17 protein-coding genes and 2 pseudogenes are annotated in these 21,985 nt (G+C 65.3%); 14 read left to right on the top strand and 5 right to left on the bottom strand.

The features are described from left to right. Positions 1 to 40 precede the first annotated feature (40 nt). From B047_RS0101305 to B047_RS0101280, 6 genes are all read left to right on the top strand, one after another. The gene (locus B047_RS0101305; protein ID WP_018465160.1) at positions 41 to 595 is read left to right on the top strand and encodes an RNA polymerase sigma factor; all 555 of its coding nucleotides are present in this window, start codon (positions 41 to 43) and stop codon (positions 593 to 595) included. Next, the gene (locus B047_RS0101300; protein ID WP_018465159.1) at positions 595 to 1,248 is read left to right on the top strand and encodes an anti-sigma factor; all 654 of its coding nucleotides are present in this window, start codon (positions 595 to 597) and stop codon (positions 1,246 to 1,248) included. Before B047_RS0101305 ends, B047_RS0101300 begins: the two co-directional genes overlap by 1 nt. Before the next feature lie 61 nt (positions 1,249 to 1,309). Then, on the top strand, positions 1,310 to 1,957 hold the full coding sequence (locus B047_RS0101295; RefSeq protein ID WP_018465158.1) for a response regulator transcription factor: 648 nt from the start codon (positions 1,310 to 1,312) through the stop codon (positions 1,955 to 1,957). Then, positions 1,954 to 3,225 carry a sensor histidine kinase gene (locus tag B047_RS0101290; RefSeq protein WP_018465157.1) on the top strand — a complete coding sequence of 424 codons (1,272 nt, stop codon included), beginning with the start codon at positions 1,954 to 1,956 and terminating at the stop codon, positions 3,223 to 3,225. The genes B047_RS0101295 and B047_RS0101290 overlap by 4 nt, the downstream gene beginning before the upstream one ends. A 23-nt stretch (positions 3,226 to 3,248) precedes the next feature. Beyond that, positions 3,249 to 4,631: a hypothetical protein gene (locus B047_RS0101285; protein ID WP_018465156.1), complete on the top strand. Its 1,383-nt coding sequence runs from the start codon at positions 3,249 to 3,251 to the stop codon at positions 4,629 to 4,631. 13 nt (positions 4,632 to 4,644) lie between these two features. Further along, positions 4,645 to 5,178 (top strand): hypothetical protein, encoded by a 534-nt coding sequence (locus tag B047_RS0101280; RefSeq protein ID WP_018465155.1) that lies wholly within the window; start codon positions 4,645 to 4,647, stop codon positions 5,176 to 5,178. Positions 5,179 to 5,221: 43 nt separating this feature from the next. Here the strand turns inward: B047_RS0101280 and B047_RS0101275 are convergent, their stop codons facing one another. After that, positions 5,222 to 6,046 (bottom strand): PhzF family phenazine biosynthesis protein, encoded by an 825-nt coding sequence (locus tag B047_RS0101275; protein WP_018465154.1) that lies wholly within the window; start codon positions 6,044 to 6,046, stop codon positions 5,222 to 5,224. Between the two features lie 43 nt (positions 6,047 to 6,089). Here B047_RS0101275 and B047_RS0101270 point away from each other — a divergent pair, with 43 nt between their 5' ends. Continuing rightward, positions 6,090 to 8,435, top strand: a complete 2,346-nt coding sequence (locus B047_RS0101270; protein WP_018465153.1) for a PD-(D/E)XK nuclease family protein — start codon at positions 6,090 to 6,092, stop codon at positions 8,433 to 8,435. 87 nt (positions 8,436 to 8,522) lie between these two features. Here B047_RS0101270 and B047_RS15970 read toward each other — a convergent pair whose 3' ends face one another. Together B047_RS15970 and B047_RS17390 are read right to left on the bottom strand one after the other, a co-directional pair. After that, positions 8,523 to 9,389, bottom strand: a complete 867-nt coding sequence (locus B047_RS15970; protein ID WP_018465152.1) for an aminotransferase class IV — start codon at positions 9,387 to 9,389, stop codon at positions 8,523 to 8,525. Between the two features lie 92 nt (positions 9,390 to 9,481). After that, complete coding sequence (locus tag B047_RS17390; RefSeq protein WP_084784903.1) at positions 9,482 to 10,390, bottom strand: type II toxin-antitoxin system death-on-curing family toxin; 909 nt, start codon at positions 10,388 to 10,390, stop codon at positions 9,482 to 9,484. Positions 10,391 to 10,493: 103 nt separating this feature from the next. Here B047_RS17390 and B047_RS0101260 point away from each other — a divergent pair, with 103 nt between their 5' ends. From B047_RS0101260 to B047_RS0101250, 3 genes are all read left to right on the top strand, one after another. Continuing rightward, complete coding sequence (locus tag B047_RS0101260) at positions 10,494 to 13,181, top strand: UvrD-helicase domain-containing protein (protein ID WP_018465151.1); 2,688 nt, start codon at positions 10,494 to 10,496, stop codon at positions 13,179 to 13,181. Positions 13,182 to 13,327: 146 nt separating this feature from the next. Continuing rightward, positions 13,328 to 14,491: a serine hydrolase gene (locus B047_RS0101255; protein WP_026234471.1), complete on the top strand. Its 1,164-nt coding sequence runs from the start codon at positions 13,328 to 13,330 to the stop codon at positions 14,489 to 14,491. 36 nt (positions 14,492 to 14,527) lie between these two features. After that, positions 14,528 to 15,478: an arginase family protein gene (locus B047_RS0101250; RefSeq protein ID WP_018465149.1), complete on the top strand. Its 951-nt coding sequence runs from the start codon at positions 14,528 to 14,530 to the stop codon at positions 15,476 to 15,478. Here the strand turns inward: B047_RS0101250 and B047_RS18250 are convergent. Next, positions 15,440 to 15,862: pseudogene (locus tag B047_RS18250) on the bottom strand (addiction module antidote protein). The gene B047_RS0101250 and the pseudogene B047_RS18250 overlap by 39 nt on opposite strands. A 7-nt stretch (positions 15,863 to 15,869) precedes the next feature. Further along, a pseudogene (locus B047_RS15965) lies at positions 15,870 to 16,139 on the bottom strand (type II toxin-antitoxin system RelE/ParE family toxin); the annotation flags it as partial. A gap of 182 nt (positions 16,140 to 16,321) precedes the next feature. Between B047_RS15965 and B047_RS0101235 the strand changes: the two are divergent. The 4 genes from B047_RS0101235 to B047_RS0101220 all read left to right on the top strand — a co-directional run bounded on the left by B047_RS0101235 (position 16,322) and on the right by B047_RS0101220 (position 21,985). Further along, positions 16,322 to 17,914 (top strand): class I SAM-dependent DNA methyltransferase, encoded by a 1,593-nt coding sequence (locus B047_RS0101235; RefSeq protein WP_026234470.1) that lies wholly within the window; start codon positions 16,322 to 16,324, stop codon positions 17,912 to 17,914. Then, positions 17,911 to 19,602 carry an ATP-binding protein gene (locus B047_RS0101230; RefSeq protein ID WP_018465145.1) on the top strand — a complete coding sequence of 564 codons (1,692 nt, stop codon included), beginning with the start codon at positions 17,911 to 17,913 and terminating at the stop codon, positions 19,600 to 19,602. The genes B047_RS0101235 and B047_RS0101230 overlap by 4 nt, the downstream gene beginning before the upstream one ends. Before the next feature lie 140 nt (positions 19,603 to 19,742). Continuing rightward, entirely contained in the window at positions 19,743 to 21,095 is a 1,353-nt protein-coding gene (locus tag B047_RS0101225) for a restriction endonuclease subunit S (RefSeq protein ID WP_018465144.1), read from the top strand. Beyond that, a complete protein-coding gene (locus B047_RS0101220; RefSeq protein ID WP_018465143.1) occupies positions 21,092 to 21,985 on the top strand; it encodes a DUF3800 domain-containing protein in 894 nt (297 codons plus the stop codon). Before B047_RS0101225 ends, B047_RS0101220 begins: the two co-directional genes overlap by 4 nt.

The raw sequence follows: 21,985 nt of genomic DNA, 5'->3' as shown, positions 1-21,985 counted from the left end.
TCTGTAGCGTTACACATTCACGTAGTGTTGAATAGGGGGCGTGGAGCCAGACAGCGACCTGATGCAGCAGGTAGCGCAGGGAGAAGAAAGCGCCCTCGAGGAGCTATACCGACGCCATGGAGGGAAGGTTTACGCCCTGTTGCTGCACATGCTGGGCGGGCGTGAGGAGGCGGAAGAAGTTTTGCAGGACAGTTTTGTACAGCTTTACAAGGAGGCTCGGCGCTACGATCCGCAGCGCGGCAGCGTGAGCACCTTTTTGTTCACCATCGCACGCAACCTGGCCCTCTCGAGGCTGCGCGCGCGCAGGGTGCGGCCCCAGAAGGCCCTGGAGTACGACCTGCACGACCCCGAGCAGGAGCTGGGCCTGTGGCACGAGCATGACCCCACCGACCGGGTTCTGGTGGAGCGGGCCTTAGCCCGACTGTCGCCCGAGGAGCGCAGGCTGCTCGAGGAGTCGTTTTACTGGGGTTACAGCCATAGCGAACTCTCCGAACGCCACCAGATGCCGCTGGGAACCGTGAAGACGAAGGTGCGCCGCGCTTTGCTGCGACTGCGGGAGTTCCTCGAGGGCAAAGTGCGCGACGGAGGCGAGTGATGGAGCTTCGCGACCTGCTTCCCGATTACCTGCTGGGGCAGCTCGATCCCCAGGAGGCCGGACAGCTCGAGGCCCAGCTCGAGCGCTCGCCCGAGCTGCGGGCCGAACTCGATTCCCTCCGCGCAGCGCTGTTCAAGCTGCCCGAGCGCTTGGCCCCCGTGCCCCCGCCACCCAGGGCCTGGCAGCGCATCCAGAACCGGCTTCATGGGCGCAGGCTGCTGCTGTGGCCTCGGATCGCTACCGTAGCGGCTGCTCTGGCGCTGCTCTTCGCTGGGATCGGGCTCTACCAGTTCCAAAGCCTCCGCACCCTGCAGGCCGAGCAGGCCAAGATCGCGCGTTGGCTGGCGATCCCCGAGGGCAAGTGGCGGGCCATCAAGAACGCCCAGGGCGAGGGGATCGGCACCATGGTCTGGCTCGAGGACGGTAGCTGCCTGATCGTGATGAAAGACCCCGCTCCAAGGGGTAGGGTCTACCAGGCCTGGGGCCGCAAGGACGGCCAGTCGGTCTCGCTGGGCATCTTCCAGGGGAGGGTCTACGAGACCCGCTACACAAACTTTGAGCGCGTGGGGGTGAGCCTCGAGCCCCCCGGCGGCAGCCCCCAGCCCACCCAGCCGCTGGGGAGCGTGCCGGTGTCGTGGGCCGAGGATCGATAGCCGACGCCACGGGCTAAATTTCAGCCTCGCTTCAGGCGAGCCGTGCCACAATGACGGCAGGATGCCCAAAGTGCTCCTGATCGAGGATGATCCTGGCGTGCGGGAGGCCCTGCGGATGGGCCTGGAGCTCGAGGGGTATGAGGTGCTGGAGGCGGCCACCGGGGCCGAGGGCCTGCGCAAGCTGGACCAGGGGCCCGAGGTGGTGGTGCTGGACGTGCTGTTGCCGGGGGGGGATGGCTTCGGGGTGCTGCGGGAGATTCGCCAGCAGAGCACGCTACCGGTGCTGATGCTCACCGCGCTGGACGAGGTGGAGTATCGGGTCAGGGGCCTGCGGAGTGGGGCCGACGACTATCTGGTCAAGCCCTATGCCCTCTCGGAACTGGTGGCTCGCCTCGAGGCCCTGCTGCGCCGCGCTTCCCGGAAGCAGGAGGTGCTGTGCTACGCCGACGTGACCCTTTTTCCCAGCCGCATGGAGGCCCGTCGGGGAGAGCGCTTGCTCGAGCTCTCCCCCAAGGCCTTCCTGCTGCTGAAGACCTTCCTCGAGCACCCCGAGAGCCTGCTACCCAAGGAGAGCCTGATGCAGCGGGTGTGGGGGGAGGAAGTCGAGCCCAACACCCTCGAGGTGCACCTCTCGACCCTGCGGCGGGCGTTGGGCGAGCCACCCCTGCTGCACACCCTGCGGGGCCACGGGTATATCCTGCGCAAATGAGCCGTCTGAGCCTGCGCACGAGGCTTCTGGTGTGGCTGTTGGTGGCTCTGGTGGTGCTGCTGGCGCCGCTGTGGGTGCTCACCGTGCGCGAAGCCCAGGCCACCGCACTCTCGGCGCTCGAGCGCGCCCTGCTGGCGCGGATGGGCTTTTTGGTGGCCACCCTCAACGTCACGCCGCAGTCGCTCAGCCAGATCACCAACGACTTCGGTGGGGTGGGCTTCTTGCTCGACTCCAGCGCCCGCCTCATCTGGACCGACCAGGGCGACAACCGTCTGCCCGAGGGGGTCTATGAGGCATTGCGCGAGGGGCGCACGTTCCGCCGGCTCATCGAGGGCCGGCTGTGGATCGCCCAGCCCGGCGAACTGGGCGGTTTCGGCGTGGCGGTGCCGCTGGAGGAGGTGGCCGAGCTGCCCGCGCGCTTCTTCCGGCTTTACCTGAGCGTGGGCCTGGTGCTGCTGTTGTTGGCGTGGCTGGTGGGGGCGGTGGGGCTCTCGCGCTCGCTGCGCCCGGTGGGCTCGCTGGCCCGCGAGCTCTCCCTGCGCGGCCCCGACTTCCTGCAACCCCTGCCCCAGCCGCAGCTGCTCGAGCTGCGTCCGGCGGTGGAGTCCCTCAATCGCCTGATGGAGGCGCTGTCCCAGGCTTTCGAGCGCATGAAGGAGCAGGAGCAGGCCGCCAAGCGCTTCGCCTACGGAGCTTCGCACGAGCTGCGCAACCCGCTGGCCGCGCTCAGGGGTTACCTCGAGGTCCTTCAGCGGCGGCCTGGCGAGACCCGCGCCCTACAAGGGGCGCTGCGCGAGGTCCAGCGCATGGAGGGCCTGCTGGGGGGGCTACTGACCCTGGCCCGCCTCGAGGGGCGCAGCCAGGCCCAGGCCGAGCCGGTAGACCTGGCGCTCCTTCTGCGCGAACGCTATGGGCTGCGCGTTGAGGGGGAGGCCACCATCAGCGCCGAACTGGCCCTACTCACCCTGGCCTTGGATAACCTGCACCAGAACGCCCGCCAGCACGGGGGGCTGCCCCTCGAGGCCCGCCTGGTGCCCCAGGAGGGCGGGGTCTGGCTCTACCTCGACGACTGCGGTCCGGGCTTTCCCGAAGCCCTCCTGCCCAGGGCCTTCAAGCCTTTCGTCAAGGGCGAGGGCAGCGGGACCGGGCTGGGACTGGCCCTGGTGGAGGCGGTGGCCAGGGTCCACGGGGGTCGGGTGATGGCCGCAAACCGGCCCGAAGGCGGGGCCAGGGTGGGGATGTGGTTCCCCGACTTAAGGCAGGGTTAAGGGGAATTGCGTAGCCTTAGGGTGTGAAGGCGCAGCGCTGGATTCTCGCGGGCTTGTTGCTCTGCTTGGGAGGCTCTTTGGGGGCTGCCGATGAGCCGCCGACCTACTACGGCGCGGTGGCCCCCATCCTCAACGCCAACTGCGTGGGGTGCCACACCGAGGGAGGAATTGCGCCCTTCCCCCTCGACAGCGCCGAGTGGGCGGCGAAGATGGCTCCGGCCATCGCCTCGGCGGTGACCGAAGGACGCATGCCGCCCTGGCCACCGGGAGCGGCCTCGCCGCGGATGCGGGGTGAACGCCGCCTGAGCCCGGAGGCGGTGGCCGCGCTGGTGAGCTGGGCGAAGGCGGGGGCGCCGTTGGGGGAGGGCAAGGGCCCCGTGCTCACGTCGAGCAGGCCCCCTGCCCGCACCCCCGATCTGGTGACTGCCATGCCCAGGGCCTACACCCCGGATTCCAGGCTCTACGACGACTACCGCTGCTTCCTGCTAGACGCCGAATTTGAGCGCGATATCTTCGTACAGGGCTATCGCATCAAGCCCGGTCAGGGCCAGCTTGTACATCACGTCATCCTCTTCGTCATCGGCCCTGAGGCGGTGCAGCGGGCCAGGGCCCAGGACGGCGCGGACGGGCGGCCCGGCTGGCAGTGCTTCGGCGGGCCCCGCCTAGGAGCGAGCACCGGCGCCCTGGGCGATGCGCTGGGCTTCTGGGTTCCCGGCACCCAGGGCACCGACTACCCCCCCGGGACCGGCAAGGAGGTCAAGGCGGGCTCGAGGATCGTCATGCAGGTACACTACAACCTCAGCGCCCCCGCCCGCCCCGACCAGAGCCGCCTCGAGCTCTTCTTCTCCGACCCCAGCAGCCGGCCCAGGCCCATCCACCGCATGATCTTGGCCGCCCCCGTCGAGGTGCGCTGCCCGCCGGGGGTTTCGGGAAAGGCTTGCGAGCGCGCCTCTGCCCTGGAGCGCAGCGAGCTCAAGAGGGTAGCCGACGGCATCCACCTGCTGTGCGGCACCACGGTGGAGGACTACCTGCGCCGCGACATCGGCGACGGTAGCCGCCAGGAGACCCACTGCGATTTCGGCGTGCGCGAGGACGGCACCGCGCTGGGGGTGCTGGCCCACATGCACCTGCGCGGGGTAGCCTTCCGCATCAGCCTCAACCCCGGGACTCCTGGCGAGAGGGTGCTGCTGGACATCCCCCGCTGGGACTTCCATTGGCAGGGCGAGTACTACTTCGAAGAGCCCATCGTCCTCAGACGGGGCGACCGAGTACGCATAAGCTGCGTCTACGACAACGCCGAAACCATTCTTGGCCCTGACGGACGGCCCCTCGAGCCGCGCTACCTCACCTGGGGCGAGGGCACCACCGACGAGATGTGCCTGGGAGGGATTTCCTGGGTGAAGTGAGGGTCCAAGCCCCATGAAACGGCTGCTGTCCCTGCTGCTCCTGCTCACCCCGGCGCTGGCCCAGTTTTCCGACGCCGAGGTGCTGGGGCGCTGCCAGGAGGTCTTCGCCCAGCTACGACCGGTGGGCTTTTACCTCGAGCCCATCGCCAACCCGCGCCAGGGCTGGCTGATCCGGGTGCTGCTGGGCACTCGCGAACCCGGTGCGGCGCAGCCCCTCAGCCGCCTGACCCTGGACAACCGCTTGGTTCTGGTTCCGGTGGGCCTGGAGGACCTGGCCCAGCCCATCGAGCGCCCCGCCCTGACCGCCTTGCGCCTTATCAACCAGGGCCGCAGGCGCATGGAACAAATCGGCAGGCGCCTGCAAATGGCCAACTGGATGGTGCCCGAGGCTCAGGCCTACCGCTGCTTCTTGCTGGTGGATGGTCGGGTGATGGGCTTTCTGCGCCTGAGCCGCAGCCTCGAGCCCCTTCCCGAACCCCGCTGGCTGGCCGACTTCCGCCGCTCGCCCTACCGCTGGCCCAGCGAGGAGGCTCAGGGGAATCCGTAGTAGGCGTCTTGCCCGGGCGTGCTCAGCGTTTGACCGGATTCGGTCAGTTCGTCACCTTTAATCCGATATGACTCTCGGCCTGATCGACCAGTTCCGCCCGCATCACCGTGACGGCCTGCCCCCGAATGAACACGCGGTCGTTGGTCAGCGTCACCCGCAACTCGCCGCCGCGGGCTGAGGCTTGGTAAGCCATGAACTCCTTCTTGCCAAGCCTGGGGGCCCAGTAGACCGGCAGGGCGCAGTGGGCCGAGCCCGTGACCGGGTCCTCTGGGATACCGATGCCGGGAGCGAAGTAGCGGGAGATGAAGTCGTAGTGGGGGTCGTCGGAGCGGGCGGTGACGATGAGGCGGCCTGGGGGAAGCTGAGACAGCAGGTTGATGTTGGGCTTGAGCTTGCGCACCGCCTCGGCAGACTCGAGCTCGACGAAGAAGCGCACCGGGGTCTTGCCGGTGAACACGGGCTTCGCGCCGATGGCCTCGAGCAGGGTCGGGGGCAACTCGGCGGGCGTCACCGGCTCAGTAGGGAAGTTCATCTCGATCCAACTTCCTGCGCGGGTAGCGGTCAGCAGGCCGCTGAGGGTGTGGAATTCCAGCATGGGGGCGCGGCTGTGCCCTTCCTCCCACAGCACGTGGGCGCTGGCTAAAGTGGCGTGCCCACACAGGGCGATTTCGGTTTCGGGGGTGAACCAGCGCAACCGATAGCCGCTGGATTCGCGGTGTAGGAAAGCGGTTTCGGAGAGGTTCATCTCGCGGGCCACCGCCTGCATCCAAGCTGCAGAACGGGGGGCCTCGAGCACACACACCGCGGCGGGATTGCCTGAGAAGGGCCGGTTGGTAAAAGCGTCGACCTGGATGATTTGCAGACCCATAACTCAACCCCTGACAGCATATCCGGCTGGGTAGACTGGGCATGTGCATTTGATCGTCGGTCCTCCGGCTTCGGGGCGAACAGAGCTGCTGTTGGAGAAAGCCCGTACAGCGTTGAAGGCCCGCAAGCGGGTCTGGTGGCTTTGCCTGCCCCACCAGCGCTCTTACGTCTACCGCCGGGTGGCGGCAGGGGGGGCTGTGCTGGGGCTCGAGGTGCTGTCCTTCCAGCAGGCCTACTACCGCCTCCTGGCCGCCAGCTATGGCCTGCGGCCCATCCTCACCGGCCCGGCGCGGGTCGCGTTGGTGGGGGAGGCGTTGCAGAGCGAGTCGCAGTGGACGATCCCCTGTCGGGACGGGCAGGGCCCGTGCACCGGGTCGCCACCCAATCCCGGTGAGGCCCGCCTGTTCGCGCGGGCGGTGGCCGAGGCCAAGCGCTACGGCGTCAGACCCGAGCAAATCCCCGCCCCAGACTCCGAGGGCCGGCGCTTCAAACGCGTCTTTGAGCGCTACGAAGAGCTCAAGGGGACCTGGGGGCGCTGGGACTACGACGACTTCCGTGACGCGGCGGTGCGGCTCGTCGAATCTGCCGATTTCGAACCCCCTGCCGACTTGGTGCTGGTGGACGGCTTCCGCGAGCTATTGCCCCTGGTACTGCGCTTCCTGGAGGGCCTGGGACGGGTGAGTGAGCTGTGGGTCACGCTGCCGGAGGCTCCACCGGGCTATCGCCCGCATCAGACGCTCTCCCACACGGCGGGCCAGCCCCCTCGCCCCCAGATCTACCGCGCCCCCAACCCCGTCGCCGAAGCCCGCTGGGTGCTGCGCTCGCTCAAGCGCGACCTGGCCCAGGGAATGGCTCCCACCGAGTTGGCGGTGGTCGCGCCCGAGCCCCGCTTGGCTGCGCTGCTGAGCCTGGCCGACGAATACGGCGTGCCCCTGGTGGACCACACCCCCCGCACCGCCACCGACACCCCGGAGGGCCGACTGCTGCTGGATTTGCTCGAGCTGCCCGACTACCCCACCCCCACCCGCCTGCTGGCCATCCCCGAGCTCGCCCCTCTGGGCCGCGCCGCCCTCGAGGCCGGTCTGGCCGGGCTGGCCCCCATCCAGCGTCTGGCCCAGCAGATGGGGCTGCAGGCACAGCTTTCGGCCTGGCTCGAGCGGCTCGAGCCCACCGGCAACCCCGAAGCCTGGGCCCGAAGCCTGCTGGACTCCATCCCCGAGGTGCGGGTTGGACCCCGCCGCGACCTGCTGCTGGAGCGGGCCAAGGAGGCCGGACGCATCGCCTACGGCCCCGATTTCCGCCGCTGGTGGGCCGCTTTGCTCAGCGAAACCTACGAGCCCGTGCGCCCGCCGGGCGGGGTTCCCCTGCTCACGCCGACCCTGGCCTCGGGGGTGCGCTTCGCCAAGCTCTACCTGACCCATGCCGTCGAGGGCGCTTACGGCGCGAGCGAGCAGGAGGACTACTTCGTCGCCGAGGAAGAGCGGCTGGCGCTGGAGGAGCTTTACGCCCGCATCGGCCTGCCCCGGCGCTTCCTGGGCCGCGACCGACCGATCTTGCACGAGCTCGCCACCCGCGCCCACAGCGTGATCATCACCTACCCCGAAGCCGATCAAAGCGGCCCCCTCGAGCCCGAAGCCTTCCTGGTTCCCGATCCGAAGCGGGTTTCCCGCATCCCCGCAACCCCCATCGGCAGCCGTCTGGAGCTGCCCGGAAGCGCGGCCTACCGGCCTCCCTCTGCTCCGATCAACCTGGGTTCGGCCAGCGTAGAGGATCTGCGCCGCTACGACGAGTGCGGCTTCCGCTTCTGGGCCGAGCGCCTGAGGATCGGCCCAGAGCGCCAGGAGCCGGCGGGTTGGCGAACCTTGGTACGCGAGCTGCGGGCGCTAAAGCGCCTCAACGAGGCCCGCCTCGAGGCCCTCTCCAAGCGCTTTCCCGAAGCCGAAGACTGGTTAGGAGTTCACCGAGAACTGCTCTTCTCGCTCAACTTTGGCTTCGTCTGGCCCGAAAAGGGCATGCCATACGCCCGAGTGGACGCGGCGGCGAACCGGGGCGGGGAGTACAGCTTCTACACTTTCGCCCCACCCGATACCCACGACCCCGGCGGGTTCATGCGGGGTCGCTGGGGAGAGCTGTGGTTGGCGGGATACCTGCTCGAGCACAACCCCCGCCAGGTCAAGAGCGTGCGCCTGTGGGTCTGGCCCGTCCTGGGCTCCCCGCTCCCCGTCTACGACAAGCCTATCTCCCAGATCACCGGCCCCGTTCGCTGGCGCAACGAGAAGGTGCGGGCCGCGCTCGAGCGCTACCGGCGGGGTGAGGTCGAGCCCAACCCCGGCTTCATCTGCCGCGAGTGCCAGGTGAAGGACCTGTGCCGAGAGGGGAAGATGGGGTGAGGAGCGGGAGGGGACGATCCCCTTCGGGACGGGCTGACGCTCGTGCACCAAGCGATAAGCGGTTTGCCATCAGCTTGTGGCTCGTGCTCACCCCACCCCTGACCATGGCTTATCAACCGCCGCATGCCGCGCCACGTACTTCTCCACGTGCGCTTCGAAGGCCTTCACCAGCGCGCTTACCTTGGGGCCCACCTGCCCGTTGCCCACCGGATGGTCGTCGATGCGGGTCACGGGCATGACGCCGCGGGTCGAGCTGGTGATGAAGGCCTCGTCGGCGGCGTAGAGCTCGTCGAGGGTGAAGGCCCGCTGCTCGACGGGCATGAGCTTTGCGGCCAGGCGCAGGGCGTGGAGGCGGGTGATGCCGGGGAGCACGCCGTCCTTGGCGGTGACGAGCACGCCATCCTTGACGAAGCCCAGGCTCGAGCGCGCCCCTTCCGAGACCCACTTCCCGTCGTGGTAGATCACCTCGGCGGCCCCCTCGGCCTTCATGCGCCGCCCCAGCTTGACGGCGGTGAGGTAGGCGGTGGTCTTGGCCTCGGGGATCTCGCGCACGTGGCGGTAGGTGATGACCTTCACGCCCTGTTGGTAGAGGGCGGGCGGGTACTCGCGCAGGGCGATGGGGGCGATGATCAGGTTGGGGTGGCCGGGGGTGAAGATGTCCTCGGAGTAGCCGCCGGTGAGCACGAGTTGAATACCGGCGCTCTGGAGGCCGTTGGCCTGGATCAGCTCGCGGATGAAGCCCTCGAGCTCGGCGCGGGGGTAGGGTACCTCGAGCTCGATGGCCCGGCTGGAGTTCTCGAAGCGCTCGAGGTGGTCCTCGATGAACACCGGGACGCCGCGCAGCACCCGGAAGAACTCGAAGGCCCCATAGCCCCGCCGCAACCCCAGGTCGCTGATGTGGATTTTTGCGTCGGCGTCGCGCACCAACTGTCCGTTGAGATTGACGTATTCCATCGCCACAGCCTCTAGTGTGGGTAGTTTAGCGCATCGCGCAAGCCCAGACTATTGGACGACGGAGAAGTTTTTCACTGCACGCGGAACGGATTCTAGGTTTTGGCAAGTCGACGAAGCAATCTGCTGTAGTGAGCAAGAAAGTAATCTATGGCTGGCTCTTCACCGTAAAAAGATGCCGCATCTACACCATTGTCTGGATCTAGACCGCAAGCTTTACGTATATCCTTAATTTGATTTATTGAAATAGGTCTGTTCTCTCCTCCGATGGCCAATGTATATACCCGCTGGGCCTCACTTACCTCAATCGAACGCCAGCTAAGCCAGCCCTCTCTTTTCCTAACAGTCGCCTTTTTATATATGTGATGACTAACATCGTTGCCGCGCTCAACAGTAATTCCATAGCGACTTAAAATTCGCCGCAACTCTCGTAATGTGATTTCACGATCGAAGTTCTTAACTATCCGAGTATGCCTCCTAAGCCAAACGGCAAGGCAGTAAACCTCTAAATCTGGCCGGGAACTTAACTGCTCGGATGTATCAAGAGTCTGCTTTACTTTGTTGGGTAGATCAAGAGTCTTTCGATATTTTTGTAGGATAGCGGTGTCGCTTACGGCATATCTATATACTGACGGAACCTTATGAATTTGGTGACCCGCAAACTTCACGAAAAGTTCGTATAAATCATTTTCTTGAACGTCTTTGAGACGCAGCCCGTTTTTGTCTAAATGTGAAAGCATTGATACCACTGCTGTACGTTTATTGCCATTATGGAAGCAATGATTCATACAAATGCCATAGGCGAGAGTTGCGGCTGATGTGTATTCATCGAAATACTTTAACGAATCACCTGTACCCACATACTGTCTATCAACAGCCGAACTGAGGAGTTCTTCACTTCTAACTCCTGGAGGGCTGATGGGATCTTTGCTCTCGCAAAAATCTTTTACCAAGGCTTCGTGGATAAGCTTAACTTCTTCTATGGAGAGTGTACGTAAGGCCATTTCAGAATTAGGATACTATCTGTCCAACAATCTTCGTTGTGCATGCGACGCTGCTGAAAAATCAAGAGTGCGGTAGTCAGGCAGGCTAGATAGACTAGAGCAAGTGAAAGTTCGTGTTGCCTCCGCCGGAACCGGCAAGACCGCCAGCCTGGTGCTGCGCTACCTCGAGCTCATCGCCTCGGGCACGCCCTTGCGCCGTATCGCGGGCGTCACCTTCACCCGCAAGGCCGCCGACGAGCTGCGGGTGCGGGTTGGCCAAGCCGTCGAGGAGGTGCTGGCCCAGGGGCAGCACCTGGGCTTCGTGGCCGACCCCGCGGGCCGCGCGCGTTTCGAGGAGGCCCGGCTCGAGCTGGGGGGGGCTACCCTCAGCACCATCCACGGCTTCATGGCCCAGGCCCTGCGGCTGTGCGCGCCCCTGCTGGGCCTCGACCCCGACTTCAGCCTGATGGGCGACTGGGAAGCCAAGGCCATCTTCGAGGAGGAGTGGCGCTCGCTCTTGTACCTCGCCGCCGACCCCGAGCACCCCCTGCACGGCCTGGCGACCCCCGAGCTCGGCGAGGCCCTGCTCTTCCTCTTCGACAAGCGCTCGCTAGCCGAGACTTTCCAGCCCGCCCCCGGCGAGGCCAACGAGCGGCTGATCAGGGTCTACCAGAGCGTTTTTGCAGCTTATGAGAAGCGGCTGGGGTCCAACCTGCTCTCGCCCTCCGAGATCGAACGCCGGGCCATTGGGATGGTGAGCAACCGGCGGGCGGTGGAGCGGCTCTTGGAGCGCTACCGCGTGATGCTGGTGGACGAGTTCCAGGACGTCAACCCCTTGCAGGGCGAGTTCTTCCGCGCGCTTCGTGACGCGGGGATGCCGATGGAGGTGGTGGGCGACCCCAAGCAGTCCATCTACGCCTTCCGCGACGCCGACGTGGAGGTGTTTCGCCGGGCACGGCGCGAAGGCCGCGAGCTCGAGCCCCTCTCCACCACCTACCGCCACGCCGGCGTGCTGGTGCGCTTCCTCAACCGCCTCACCGCCGAGTTGGCCAAGCGCGGGCTGGGCTTCGCTCCCGAGGAGGCCCCCAGCGTGACGGGGGTGCGCAGCGAGGTGGGCAAGCTCGAGCTGCACTGGGTGGAGGGCGACGTGCCCATGGACGAGCTGCGCCGCTTCGAAGCCCAGGTGCTCGCCGAGCGGCTGCGGGCGCTCTCGAGCCGGGTGCCTCTCTCGCAGATGGCGGTGCTGGTGCGCTCCCGCGCCAGCTTCCCCTTCCTCGAGGAGGCCCTAGAGCGCGAGGGGCTCGACTACGTGCTCTTGCAGGGGCGCGGCTACTACGAGCGGCAGGAGATCCGCGACCTCTACCACGCGCTGCGGGTGGGTTTCGACCCCTCCGGGCTCTCGCTGGCGGCCTGGCTGCGCAGCCCCTTCGGGCAGATGGGCCTGGCCGACCTCGAGCGCGTCCTCACCTCCGAGGCGCCGCTCTCCACCCTCGAGCTCGTCTACCCCGAGGTGTGGGGGCGGCTGGAGCAGGTGCGCCGCCGGGTGCGCCAGTCGGCCCCGCTCGAAGCGCTCAAGTTCCTGCTGCGCGAGCCCTTCATCGGCGGGCGATCCTACCTCGACTTCCTCGACTCCCGCGCCCGCGAGAACGTGGATGCGCTGCTCTTCGAGGTGGCCCGCCGCCCGCCGCGCGACCTCGAGGTGCTCTTAGAGCGCTTGCAGATGCTCTCGCGCCAGGCCGAGGCCGGCGACGTGCCCCAGAGTGGGGAGGGCATCCAGCTCCTCACCGTCCACGCGGCCAAGGGGCTGGAGTGGCCGCTGGTGGCGGTCTTCGACCTCGGGCGTATGAATAGCCCCCGCACCCAGCCGCTCTACCTGGGCGAGGGTGGGCAGGTGGCCCTGCCGGATACCGGGTGTTTCGAGGCCTTCCGCGAGCAGACGAGGGCCCGCGAGGAGGAGGAGAGCTACCGGCTCTTGTACGTCGCCGCCAGCCGGGCCCGCGACGTGCTGGTAATGACCGGCAGCGTCAAGGAGGGCAAGCCTACCGGCTGGGCCCAGGTCCTGGCCGAGATCGGCTTCGGCCCCGACGCCCCCGCCTATCAGCGCCCCGACTACCTCCACCAGACCTGGCGCTACCGTCCGGTAGCCGAGGTGCGCCCCCGGCCCGTTGCAGCCCCGCCCGAGATCCCCGAGTGGCTCGAGGCCCGCTTCCACCCCAACCCCTACCCCCCGCTCTACTCTCCCTCCGCGCTCAAGAAGGAGGAGGCCGCCCCCCTCCCCCTGCCCGACCTCGAGGAGGGCGAGGAGATCCCCGGCCGCGCCCGCGCCGTGGGCACGCTGGTGCACTACGCCATCGGCCAGAACTGGCGCTTCTCCAACCCCGACCACTACCGCAACCTCGAGGCCCAGGAGGTGATGTTCCCCTTCGACCCCGACGAGCGCCAGAGCATCATGCGGGAGGTGGGCGAGCTGCTGGAGCGCTACGAGGCCCTGCTGGGCGACGGCCTCCCCTGGCCCCGCGAGGAGGACTACCCCGAGTTCCCCATGGCCCTGCCCCTGGGCGGCACCGTGTGGCAGGGCGTCATCGACCGGCTCTACCGGGTGGGCGAGCGCTGGATCCTCGAGGACTACAAGACCGACCACGAGATCGAGCCCAGCCGCTACCACTTCCAGCTCGCCCTCTACCGCGAGGCCATCCGCCAGGCCTGGAGGGTAGACCCCGAGGTGCGGCTGGTGTACCTGCGCTGCGGGGAGATCGTGCCGGTGGGGAGGGAAGAGCTCGAGGCAGCGTTGAGGGAGGTCGATGGTGGATAGCCCATAGCCGATAGCTGAACGCTGGGCGCGGGTCGTGCGTCCTGCGTCGTACGCCAAACGCAAAACGCCCTGGCCCTCGATTGACAAGCCACGAGCTCCCCTTTCTCAGCTAAGAAGCGCCACAAGGCCGTAGAGTTAGGCCGAACGTGCGGGGATCGGTCTGGACACTGTTGGTTTTGTCGGCGCTGGTCGGGGCTTGGCTGCTGTGGAGTGCTTCCGGGAACACCGCCCAGCCCCCTCCGCCTGCCGAGGCCCTCGCGCAGCCCCTTCCCGTCGAGAGCCCCTGCCTCGAGCTTCCCCAGGCCGAGGAGGTCCCACCTCCGGCGGTGCCCCCGGCCATCCGCGGGCGGGTGGGGCTCTACGTGGCCCGCTTCCCGCCTCGCCATGGCGAGGCGGCGGGGGAGAGCGAGTTCCGGCCCTCAAAGGTGGTGCAGATCGCCCCGCAGGAGGTGTTCCCGCTGGCCTCGAACTACAAGACGGCGGTGTGGCTCGAGGTGCTGCGCCAGGCCGACCAAGGGAGCCTCGACCTCGCGGAGCGCTTCGTGGTCACCCAGGCCAACCAATCCTTGGGCGATTACCCCTACGACAACACCCCGGTCCTGGGCCTGGCTTACCGCATGATCGAGTGGTCGGACAACACCGCCACCGACATCCTGCACCGCCGGGTGGGGTTGGGCAGCCTGCAACCCCTGGCCGAGGAGCTCAAGCTGTGCAAGACCCGCCTGTTGCTGCCCACCAAAGCCTGGTGGACGGCGGAGTCGGGCCTGGGCGGCGCCGACTTTCCCCGCTACAAGCTCATCAGCTCGAGCCAGCGCTTCGCCCAGGCTTCCTCCGAAGAACGCCTGCAAATCGCCCAGCGCCTGGACACGGTGGCCCAGAGCCTCCACCCCGACCGCCTGTACCGGGCCCTCAAGACCTTCTATGGTGGGGGCTACACCTGGGAGCAGATGGCCCAGATCGACCGCAACCTGCAAAACGCCTCCACACCCTTGGAGTGGGCCCGCTTTCTGTGGTGGGCCTTCACCCAGAACGGGCTTTCGCCCCAGAATGACCGGCGCTTCCGCGAGGTGATGGCCAAGGGCTATGGCTCGCGCCGCCTGCGGGTGCGCTACAGCTACTTTGGCGGTAAGTCGGGCAACACGGCGGGCGTGCTGGGTTTTAGCGGCTACCTCGAGGCCCCCGACGGCAGCCGCTATGTCTACGTCTTCCTCTGCGACACCATTCCCGAGGTCAACACCTTCAACCTCGCCCCTCCGGCCTTCGGGCTCATCAACGAGGCGTTGCTGCGGCTGGGCATGAAAGGGCGTTGAGGGCAGGGGATTGTTTCCGCGCCCTAAAATCGAGACATGCGCCACCTCGAGCTCGCCTTCACCGGCCCCACCACCTTCCTCAAAGCCCCCCACCGCCCCCTGAGCGAGCCCTGGACCGCCGACGTGGGCTTTCTGGGCCTGCCCTACGATTTCGCCGTCGGCTACCGCCCCGGTGCGCGCTTCGCGCCGGGCGCCTTGCGCGAGGCCAGTGGGCGCTATGCCCCCGGCCCCGAGGGCTACTTCGACCTCGAGACCGAGACCTACCGCCTACGGGGGGTGCGCATCGTGGACGCGGGCGACGTGGACCCGGTTCAGCTCGAGTACGCCGAGACGTTCCGCCGCATCACCGCGGCAGCCAGGGCCTTGCGCAAGCGGGTCAGGCTCCCGGTGTTTGTGGGGGGCGACCACTCCATCACCTACCCCATCCTGCGGGCCTACGACGACCTGGCGGAGCTTTACGTGGTGCAGCTCGATGCCCACCTGGACTTCTCGGACTTGCGCAACGGCACCAAGTATTCCAACTCGAGCCCCTTCCGCCGCGCCGTCGAGGAAGTGCCGGGCCTGAAGCACATCACCACCATCGGCCTGCGCGGCCTGCGCACCAACCCCGAGGCCTACAGGGCGGCCAAAGCCAGGGGCCACACGCCGATTACGGCTTCCAGGGTGCGGGAGAATCTGCCCTGGGTGCTGGATCAGCTTCCCCAGGGCAAAAAGGTCTACTTGAGCTTCGACGCCGACGTGCTCGACCCCTCGATTATGCCCGGCACCAGCAGTCCGGAGGTGGAGGGGCTTTCGTATGCAGAGGCCATGGCGGTGGTGCGGCGAGCGATACAGCAAAACGAGCTGGTGGGCTTCGACTTCGTGGAGTTGGCGCCCAACCTGGACAGCAGCGGCCTCTCGGCGCTAGTAGGGGCGCGGCTGTTGGCCGAGATGTTGTGCGAGTGGGCCTCAGGTGCTAATGGGTTCGGCCCGCAGCCTGAGCCCTAGGGCCTTGACCACCTTCATCACCGTGGCAAACTCGGGGTTACCCTCGCCCGAAAGGGCTTTGTACAAGCTTTCACGCGAAAGGCCAGCCTCGCGAGCCACCTGTGATACCGGATTCAAAAAGATAATCACCCAAACCAAAGACCTTCAGAGGCTATCTTTTTGAATCCTAGAGCACTCCCTTCGGTCGGGTCAGTTCGTTCCCGAATGGGAACGAACTGACCGAATCTGGTATGACATCCCTCGAGCCCGAGCAATATCGCCCAGTGCTGCTGTGATTAGCGCCGGGTCGCCGTCTTCCAGGCAAGCCTCGAGGTAGAGCAATATATCCTCGTCGGTTTGCAGGTGTTCCACCACATCCCACTTTTTCAGCTTTACCTTTTTCATGCTCCCTCTATAAGTTGCGGGCGATCTCCTGAGCCCGCTGGATGTCCTTGGATTGGCTGGATTTGTCGCCACCCGCCAGCAGCACCACTACCTCTAAACCTCGCTGTATGAAGTACACCCGGTAGCCAGGCCCATAGTGAATCCTTAGTTCTGACACTCCCTCACCCACCGGGGCACAGTCGCCAAGGTTACCTAGCTCGACGCGACGAAGACGGGCATTGATGACTGCCCTGGCCCTGGCATCCCGCAGATTGGCGAACCATTCCGCAAAAACCTCGGTTAATGATACAGTTTTGCAAGGAAAAAATCGTCAAGGCATTCGGTTCTACTGCAGTCTGGTGCGGCCTCTCGGCACTGGTGGGAGCGCGGTTGTTGGTCGAGGTGCTGGCGGCATGGGGGCGCTTGCCGAGAAAGCGGATGGGGTCTAATGTGTAATAACCACATATTAGGAGGTGGAACTTGGCGAAGCGAAGAGACAACACGACCTCGCCCGAGTCAACCGCTGCTACGGTCGGCTATGAAGCTGAGCTGTGGCGCATGGCCGATGCCCTCCGGGGCAGCATGGACGCTGCCGAATACAAGCACGTTGTCCTCGGCCTGATCTTCTTGAAGTACATTTCCGACGCCTTCGAGGAGCAGCACAAGAAGCTCGAGGCCGAGCGCGCGCAGGGCGCCGACCCCGAAGACCCGGACGAATACCGCGCGGAGAATATCTTCTGGGTGCCGCCCGAGGCGCGCTGGGCGCATCTCAAGGCGCAGGCCAAGCAACCCACCATCGGCCGGCTCGTGGACGACGCCATGGCCGCCATCGAGCGCGACAACCCGGCCTTGAAGGGCGTGCTACCCAAGGACTACGCCCGCCCCGCGCTCGACAAGACGCGCCTCGGTCAGTTGATAGACCTCATCAGCAACATCCAGGTGGGCGACGAGGCAAGCCGAGCCAAGGACGTGCTCGGCCGCGTCTACGAATACTTCCTCTCGCAGTTCGCCAGCGCCGAGGGCAAGAAGGGCGGTGAGTTCTACACCCCGCGCTGCGTGGTCAAGCTCCTGGTGGAGATGCTCGAGCCCTACCGCGGCCGTGTCTACGACCCCTGCTGCGGCTCCTCCGGGATGTTTGTGCAGTCGGTCGAGTTCATCCGCGCGCACGCCACGGGCAACGGCAACGGCGGCAAGGCCAAGGCCGACATCTCGATTTACGGCCAGGAGTCGAACTACACCACCTGGCGACTGGCCAAGATGAACCTCGCCATCCGCGGCATCGAGGGCCAGATCGCGCACGGCGATACCTTCCACGACGACAAGTTCCCCGACCTCAAGGCCGACTTCATCCTCGCCAATCCCCCGTTCAACGTCTCCGACTGGGGCGGCGAGCGCCTGCGCGACGACAAGCGCTGGCAGTACGGTGTGCCGCCGGTGGGCAACGCCAACTTCGCCTGGGTGCAACACATCGTGCATCACCTTGCGCCCGCGGGCGTGGCCGGCTTCGTGCTCGCCAACGGCTCGATGTCGTCGAACCAGTCGGGCGAAGGCGAGATCCGCAAGAACCTGATCGAGGCCGACCTGGTGGACTGCATGGTGGCACTCCCGGGCCAACTCTTCTACTCAACGCAGATTCCCGCGTGCCTGTGGTTCCTGGCGCGCGACCGCAAAAACGGCAAGTTTCGAGACCGCCACGGCCAGGTGCTCTTCATCGACGCCCGCAAGATGGGCCGCATGGTAGACCGCACCCACCGGGAACTCACCGACGAGGACATCGCCCGCATCGCCAACACCTACCATGCCTGGCGCGGCGAAAAGGACGCCGGCGAGTACCGGGACGTCCCCGGCTTCTGCAAGAGCGCGACGGTCGAGGAAATCCGCAAGCACGGCTACGTCCTCACGCCCGGCCGCTACGTGGGCGCCGAAAAGATCGAGAACGACGGCGAGCCGTTCGAGGAGAAGATGGCGCGCCTCGTGGCGCAACTGCGCGTGCAGCAGACCGAGGCCGCGAAGCTCGATGCGGCCATTGCCGCCAACCTCGAGGAGTTGGGCTTCCGGGCGGGGGAGCGATGACGCCCGAACGTCTCCGGGAACTCATCGCTGCCGGTGAATCGCTCGATGTCGAGTTCAAGGGAGAAGAGCGCAAGCCCTTGTCCGACGACGAGTTGATCGAAGCCGTGGTCTGCCTGGCGAACCGTTCGTCAAAAGCTCCGGCGTGGCTCTTGATCGGCGTCGAAGACGACCGCCGCGTGACGGGAGCGCGTCCACGCCATGAAGCCGGCCGCACCGATCCGGTGCGCCTGGCGGCACTGATTGCCAACCGCACACGACCGTCCCTCACCGCGCGGGTTACGCTGGTGCCGGTGCAGGGCAAAGAGGTGATCGCGATCGAGGTTCCGCCGGCACACAGCCCCGTGGCCACGACCGCCGGCAAGTACCTGCGCCGAGCCCTCGGCGGCGACGGCAAGCCCTGCTGTCTGCCGATGTTCTTCCACGAAATGCACGCGTGGCAGGCCGACCGCGGCGCCGAGGATTACTCGGCCTTGGTCCTCCCAGAGGCCCGTTGGGAGGATCTCGACCCTTTGGAGTTCGAGCGATTCCGCCGCAGCATCCGCGAACGCCGGAACGGCGATCCCTCCTTGCTCGCCCTGACAGACCTGGAATTGGCCAAGGCGCTGGGCGCCGTGGAAGCGGGCGGCAACGTGCGCAATGTGCGGATTCTGGGCCTGCTCCTGTTCGGCAAGGAAGAGGCGCTCAAGCGCCTTTTGCCCACGCACGAGGTCGCCTTTCAGGTGTTGGCCGGGCATAAAGTGGAAGTCAACGACTTCTTCCGCTGGCCGCTTCTGCGCGTGATGGAGGAGTGCGAACAGCGCTTTGCCGCCCGCAACCGTGAACGGGAGCTCCTCGTAGGGCTTCTGCGGATCGGGGTACCGGACTATCCGCCCGCGGCGTTCCGGGAAGGCTTGGCCAACGCGCTCATCCATCGTGACTACACCCGCCTTGGTGCCGTGCACATTCAATGGCATCCCGACCGCCTCGAGATTTCCAGCCCCGGCGGCTTTCCGGAAGGCGTGCGGCTGGACAATCTCCTGGTCACCGCGCCCCGACCTCGCAACCCCCTTCTGGCCGACGCCTTCAAGCGTGCCGGCATCGTCGAGCGCACCGCGCGCGGCATCGATACGATTTTCTACGAGCAGCTCCGCAACGGCCGCCCCGCGCCCTCCTACGACCGGAGCAACGAGACGGGAGTTGTCCTGGTGCTGCCTGGCGGTGAGGCGAACCTCGAGTTCGTTCGCCTGCTGGTCGAGGAATCCCGCGCCGGGCACGACCTCGGGCTCGACGATCTGCTGATCCTGAACGCCCTCTGGCGTGACCGCAGGCTGACCACAGCGGAAGCCGCCCGGATTACGCAAAAGCCGGAATCCGACGTTCGCGCCACCCTGAACCGCTTGGTGGAAATCGGTCTGGTTGAACCTCGCGGCGAGCGCAAGGGCCGCACCTGGCACCTTTCCGCCGCGACCTACCGCCGCCTGGGCCAGCCCACCGCCTACGTGCGCCAGCGCGGCTTCGAGCCCTTCCAGCAGGAGCAGATGGTCTTGCAGTACGTGGAAAAGCACGGGCGGATCACGCGGGCCGAAGCCGCCGAGCTGTGCCAACTTGGCCTGATGCAAGCGTACCGCCTGCTCAAAAACCTAGAAAAACGGGGACTTCTCGTCGCACGTGGTGAGAAAAAAGGACGGGTTTATGAACGGAGTAAATAAAATAACCACGCATGGTTATCGGATAACCACGCGTGGAAATAAAACCACGGTTCGCGTATTTCGGCGACGGTTCGAATGGTCGCAAGCCGAGGCCGCGAGGCTCGATGCCGCGATTGCCAAGAACCTGAAGGAGCTGGGGTATGGAGACTGAGCTCTGCGCTGTCGCACCTGATGACTGGATGGTCCGGGCGATTGGAGATGTGTGCGAACGAGTTACCAGTGGCGGGACACCCAGCAGACGTGACCCAACCTACTACGAGCGCGGGACTTGGCCTTGGGTTAAGACACAGGAGCTTCAAGACAAGTGGATTGACGAGACGGAGGAGCACATCACCGAACGGGCCATTGCTGAATCATCCGCAAAGGTACTTCCGGCCAATACCGTCTTGGTGGCGATGTACGGAGCAACCGTCGGCCAGCTTGGCTTGCTACGTCGTCCGATGACCTGCAATCAGGCTTGTTGCGCGTTAGTCGTTGACCAGAGCGCGGCTGATTTCCGATTCGTCTTCTATCAACTACTGCACGCGCGCTCACAACTCAAGAGTTTGGCCACCGGCGCCGCACAGCAGAATCTGAGTGGCGTTGTGATTCGTTCCCTGCGTTTTCCCTATCCCACCGTTCCCGAGCAGCGCGCCATCGCCCACATCCTCGGCACGCTGGACGACAAGATCGAGCTGAACCGGCGGATGAGCGAGACGCTGGAGCAGATGGCGCGGGCGCTGTTCAAGGCGTGGTTCGTGGATTTTGAACCCGTGCGCGCTAAGATGGACGGCCGCTGGCGCCGCGGCGAATCCCTGCCCGGCCTCCCCGCCCACCTCTACGACCTCTTCCCCGACCGCCTCGTGAATTCCGAACTCGGCGAGATTCCGGAGGGGTGGGAGGTAAAGGCCATTACTGAGCTAGCGGAGATTGTCGGCGGAAGCACGCCCAGAACCGACCGTCCTGAGTATTGGGAGGGCGGGAAGCACCACTGGGTTACGCCAAAAGACCTTTCCAGCTTGTCAGTACCAGTTCTCCTCGATACCGAGCGAAAAATCACCGACGCTGGCCTGGCACAGATCAGCTCTGGCCTACTTCAGAAGGGGACCGTGCTTCTTTCGTCACGTGCGCCTATCGGCTATCTAGCAATCGCGGAAGTGCCAGTCGCCATCAACCAGGGATTTATCGCGATGAAACCACGTGCCGGCGTGTCGAACCTCTTCCTGCTGCGCTGGGCCAATGCCGCCCATGAGGAGATCATGAGCCAAGCTAACGGCTCGACGTTCCTAGAAATCAGCAAGTCCAGTTTTAGGCACATCTCCGTTGTCGCGCCTCCGATGACCATCATGAATGCTTTCGACCAAGTATCGCGACGGCTGTATCTCAAGGTTGTCGAGCAGGAGCGCGAATCCCGCACCCTCGCCGCCCTGCGCGACGCGCTGCTGCCCAAGCTCGTCTCCGGTGAGCTGCGGGTGAAGGATGCGGAGCAGTTTTTGAAGGAGCGGGGATTATGACGGGGCAGAGGATTACACATGTCGGCTTCGCAGACGAGTCCCACTGGAACACGGGACAATATCGAAGCCTTGCCCTTGTGACGACCACAGTCGATAAGCTACCGGCCTTCAATGAGCAGTTGACAAACTTGCTGGCGCAATCAGGTATTGCAGAGTTCAAATGGAAATCACTAAAAGGTAGCGAGGAAAGAGAGGCCGCGAAGGAGCTTTGTCGTTTTGCAGTGGATCAGGCGTGCAAAGGGGCGCTGCGGGTGGATGTTCTCATCTGGGACACTGAAGATAGCCGCCACAAGGTGCCCTTGCGCGACGACATTGCCAATCTCCAGCGGATGTATTACCACCTCTTCCGGAATGTGCTCAGGTTACGCTGGCCAAATGATGCGATTTGGAGGCTTCATCCCGACGAACATACGGCAATGGATTGGGATACTGTCCAAGACTGCTTAGAGAGCGTGAGCACACGGGTTGAGATGGAGCGCTCCCTCTTTACTCAAGGGACATTCCGACCGCGTCTGCGCAGCGAATTTGGCATTGAGCAAATTCAACCTGTGCCGTCGAGCCAGCACTCTTTGCTTCAGCTTGCCGATCTATTTGCCGGGTTGGCCGTGTTCTCGCGGGAGAAGTTCCCCAAGTATCAGGAATGGTTGTCAATCAGCTCAGCACAGATGCCCTTGATGAGCCATGCGCAGCCGGCGGATACTTCGTTTTCACGGAGTGAAAAGGAACGCTTTCAGGTCTTGAGTGAATTCAACCAGATGTGCAAACAACGAAAGCTCGGAGTCAGCCTGGAGAGTAAGGAAGGGCTCTGGACGCCGGACCCCCGAAACCCGATCAATTTCTGGCCGTATGAGCCTCAGCACCCGGAAGATAAGGCTCCGACTAGGAAGTAG

Source organism: Calidithermus timidus DSM 17022, from assembly GCF_000373205.1.
Taxonomy (GTDB): Bacteria; Deinococcota; Deinococci; order Deinococcales; family Thermaceae; genus Calidithermus; species Calidithermus timidus.
Note: the sequence above shows the minus strand (reverse complement) of the source record. Positions and strands in the feature narration are given on the sequence as shown.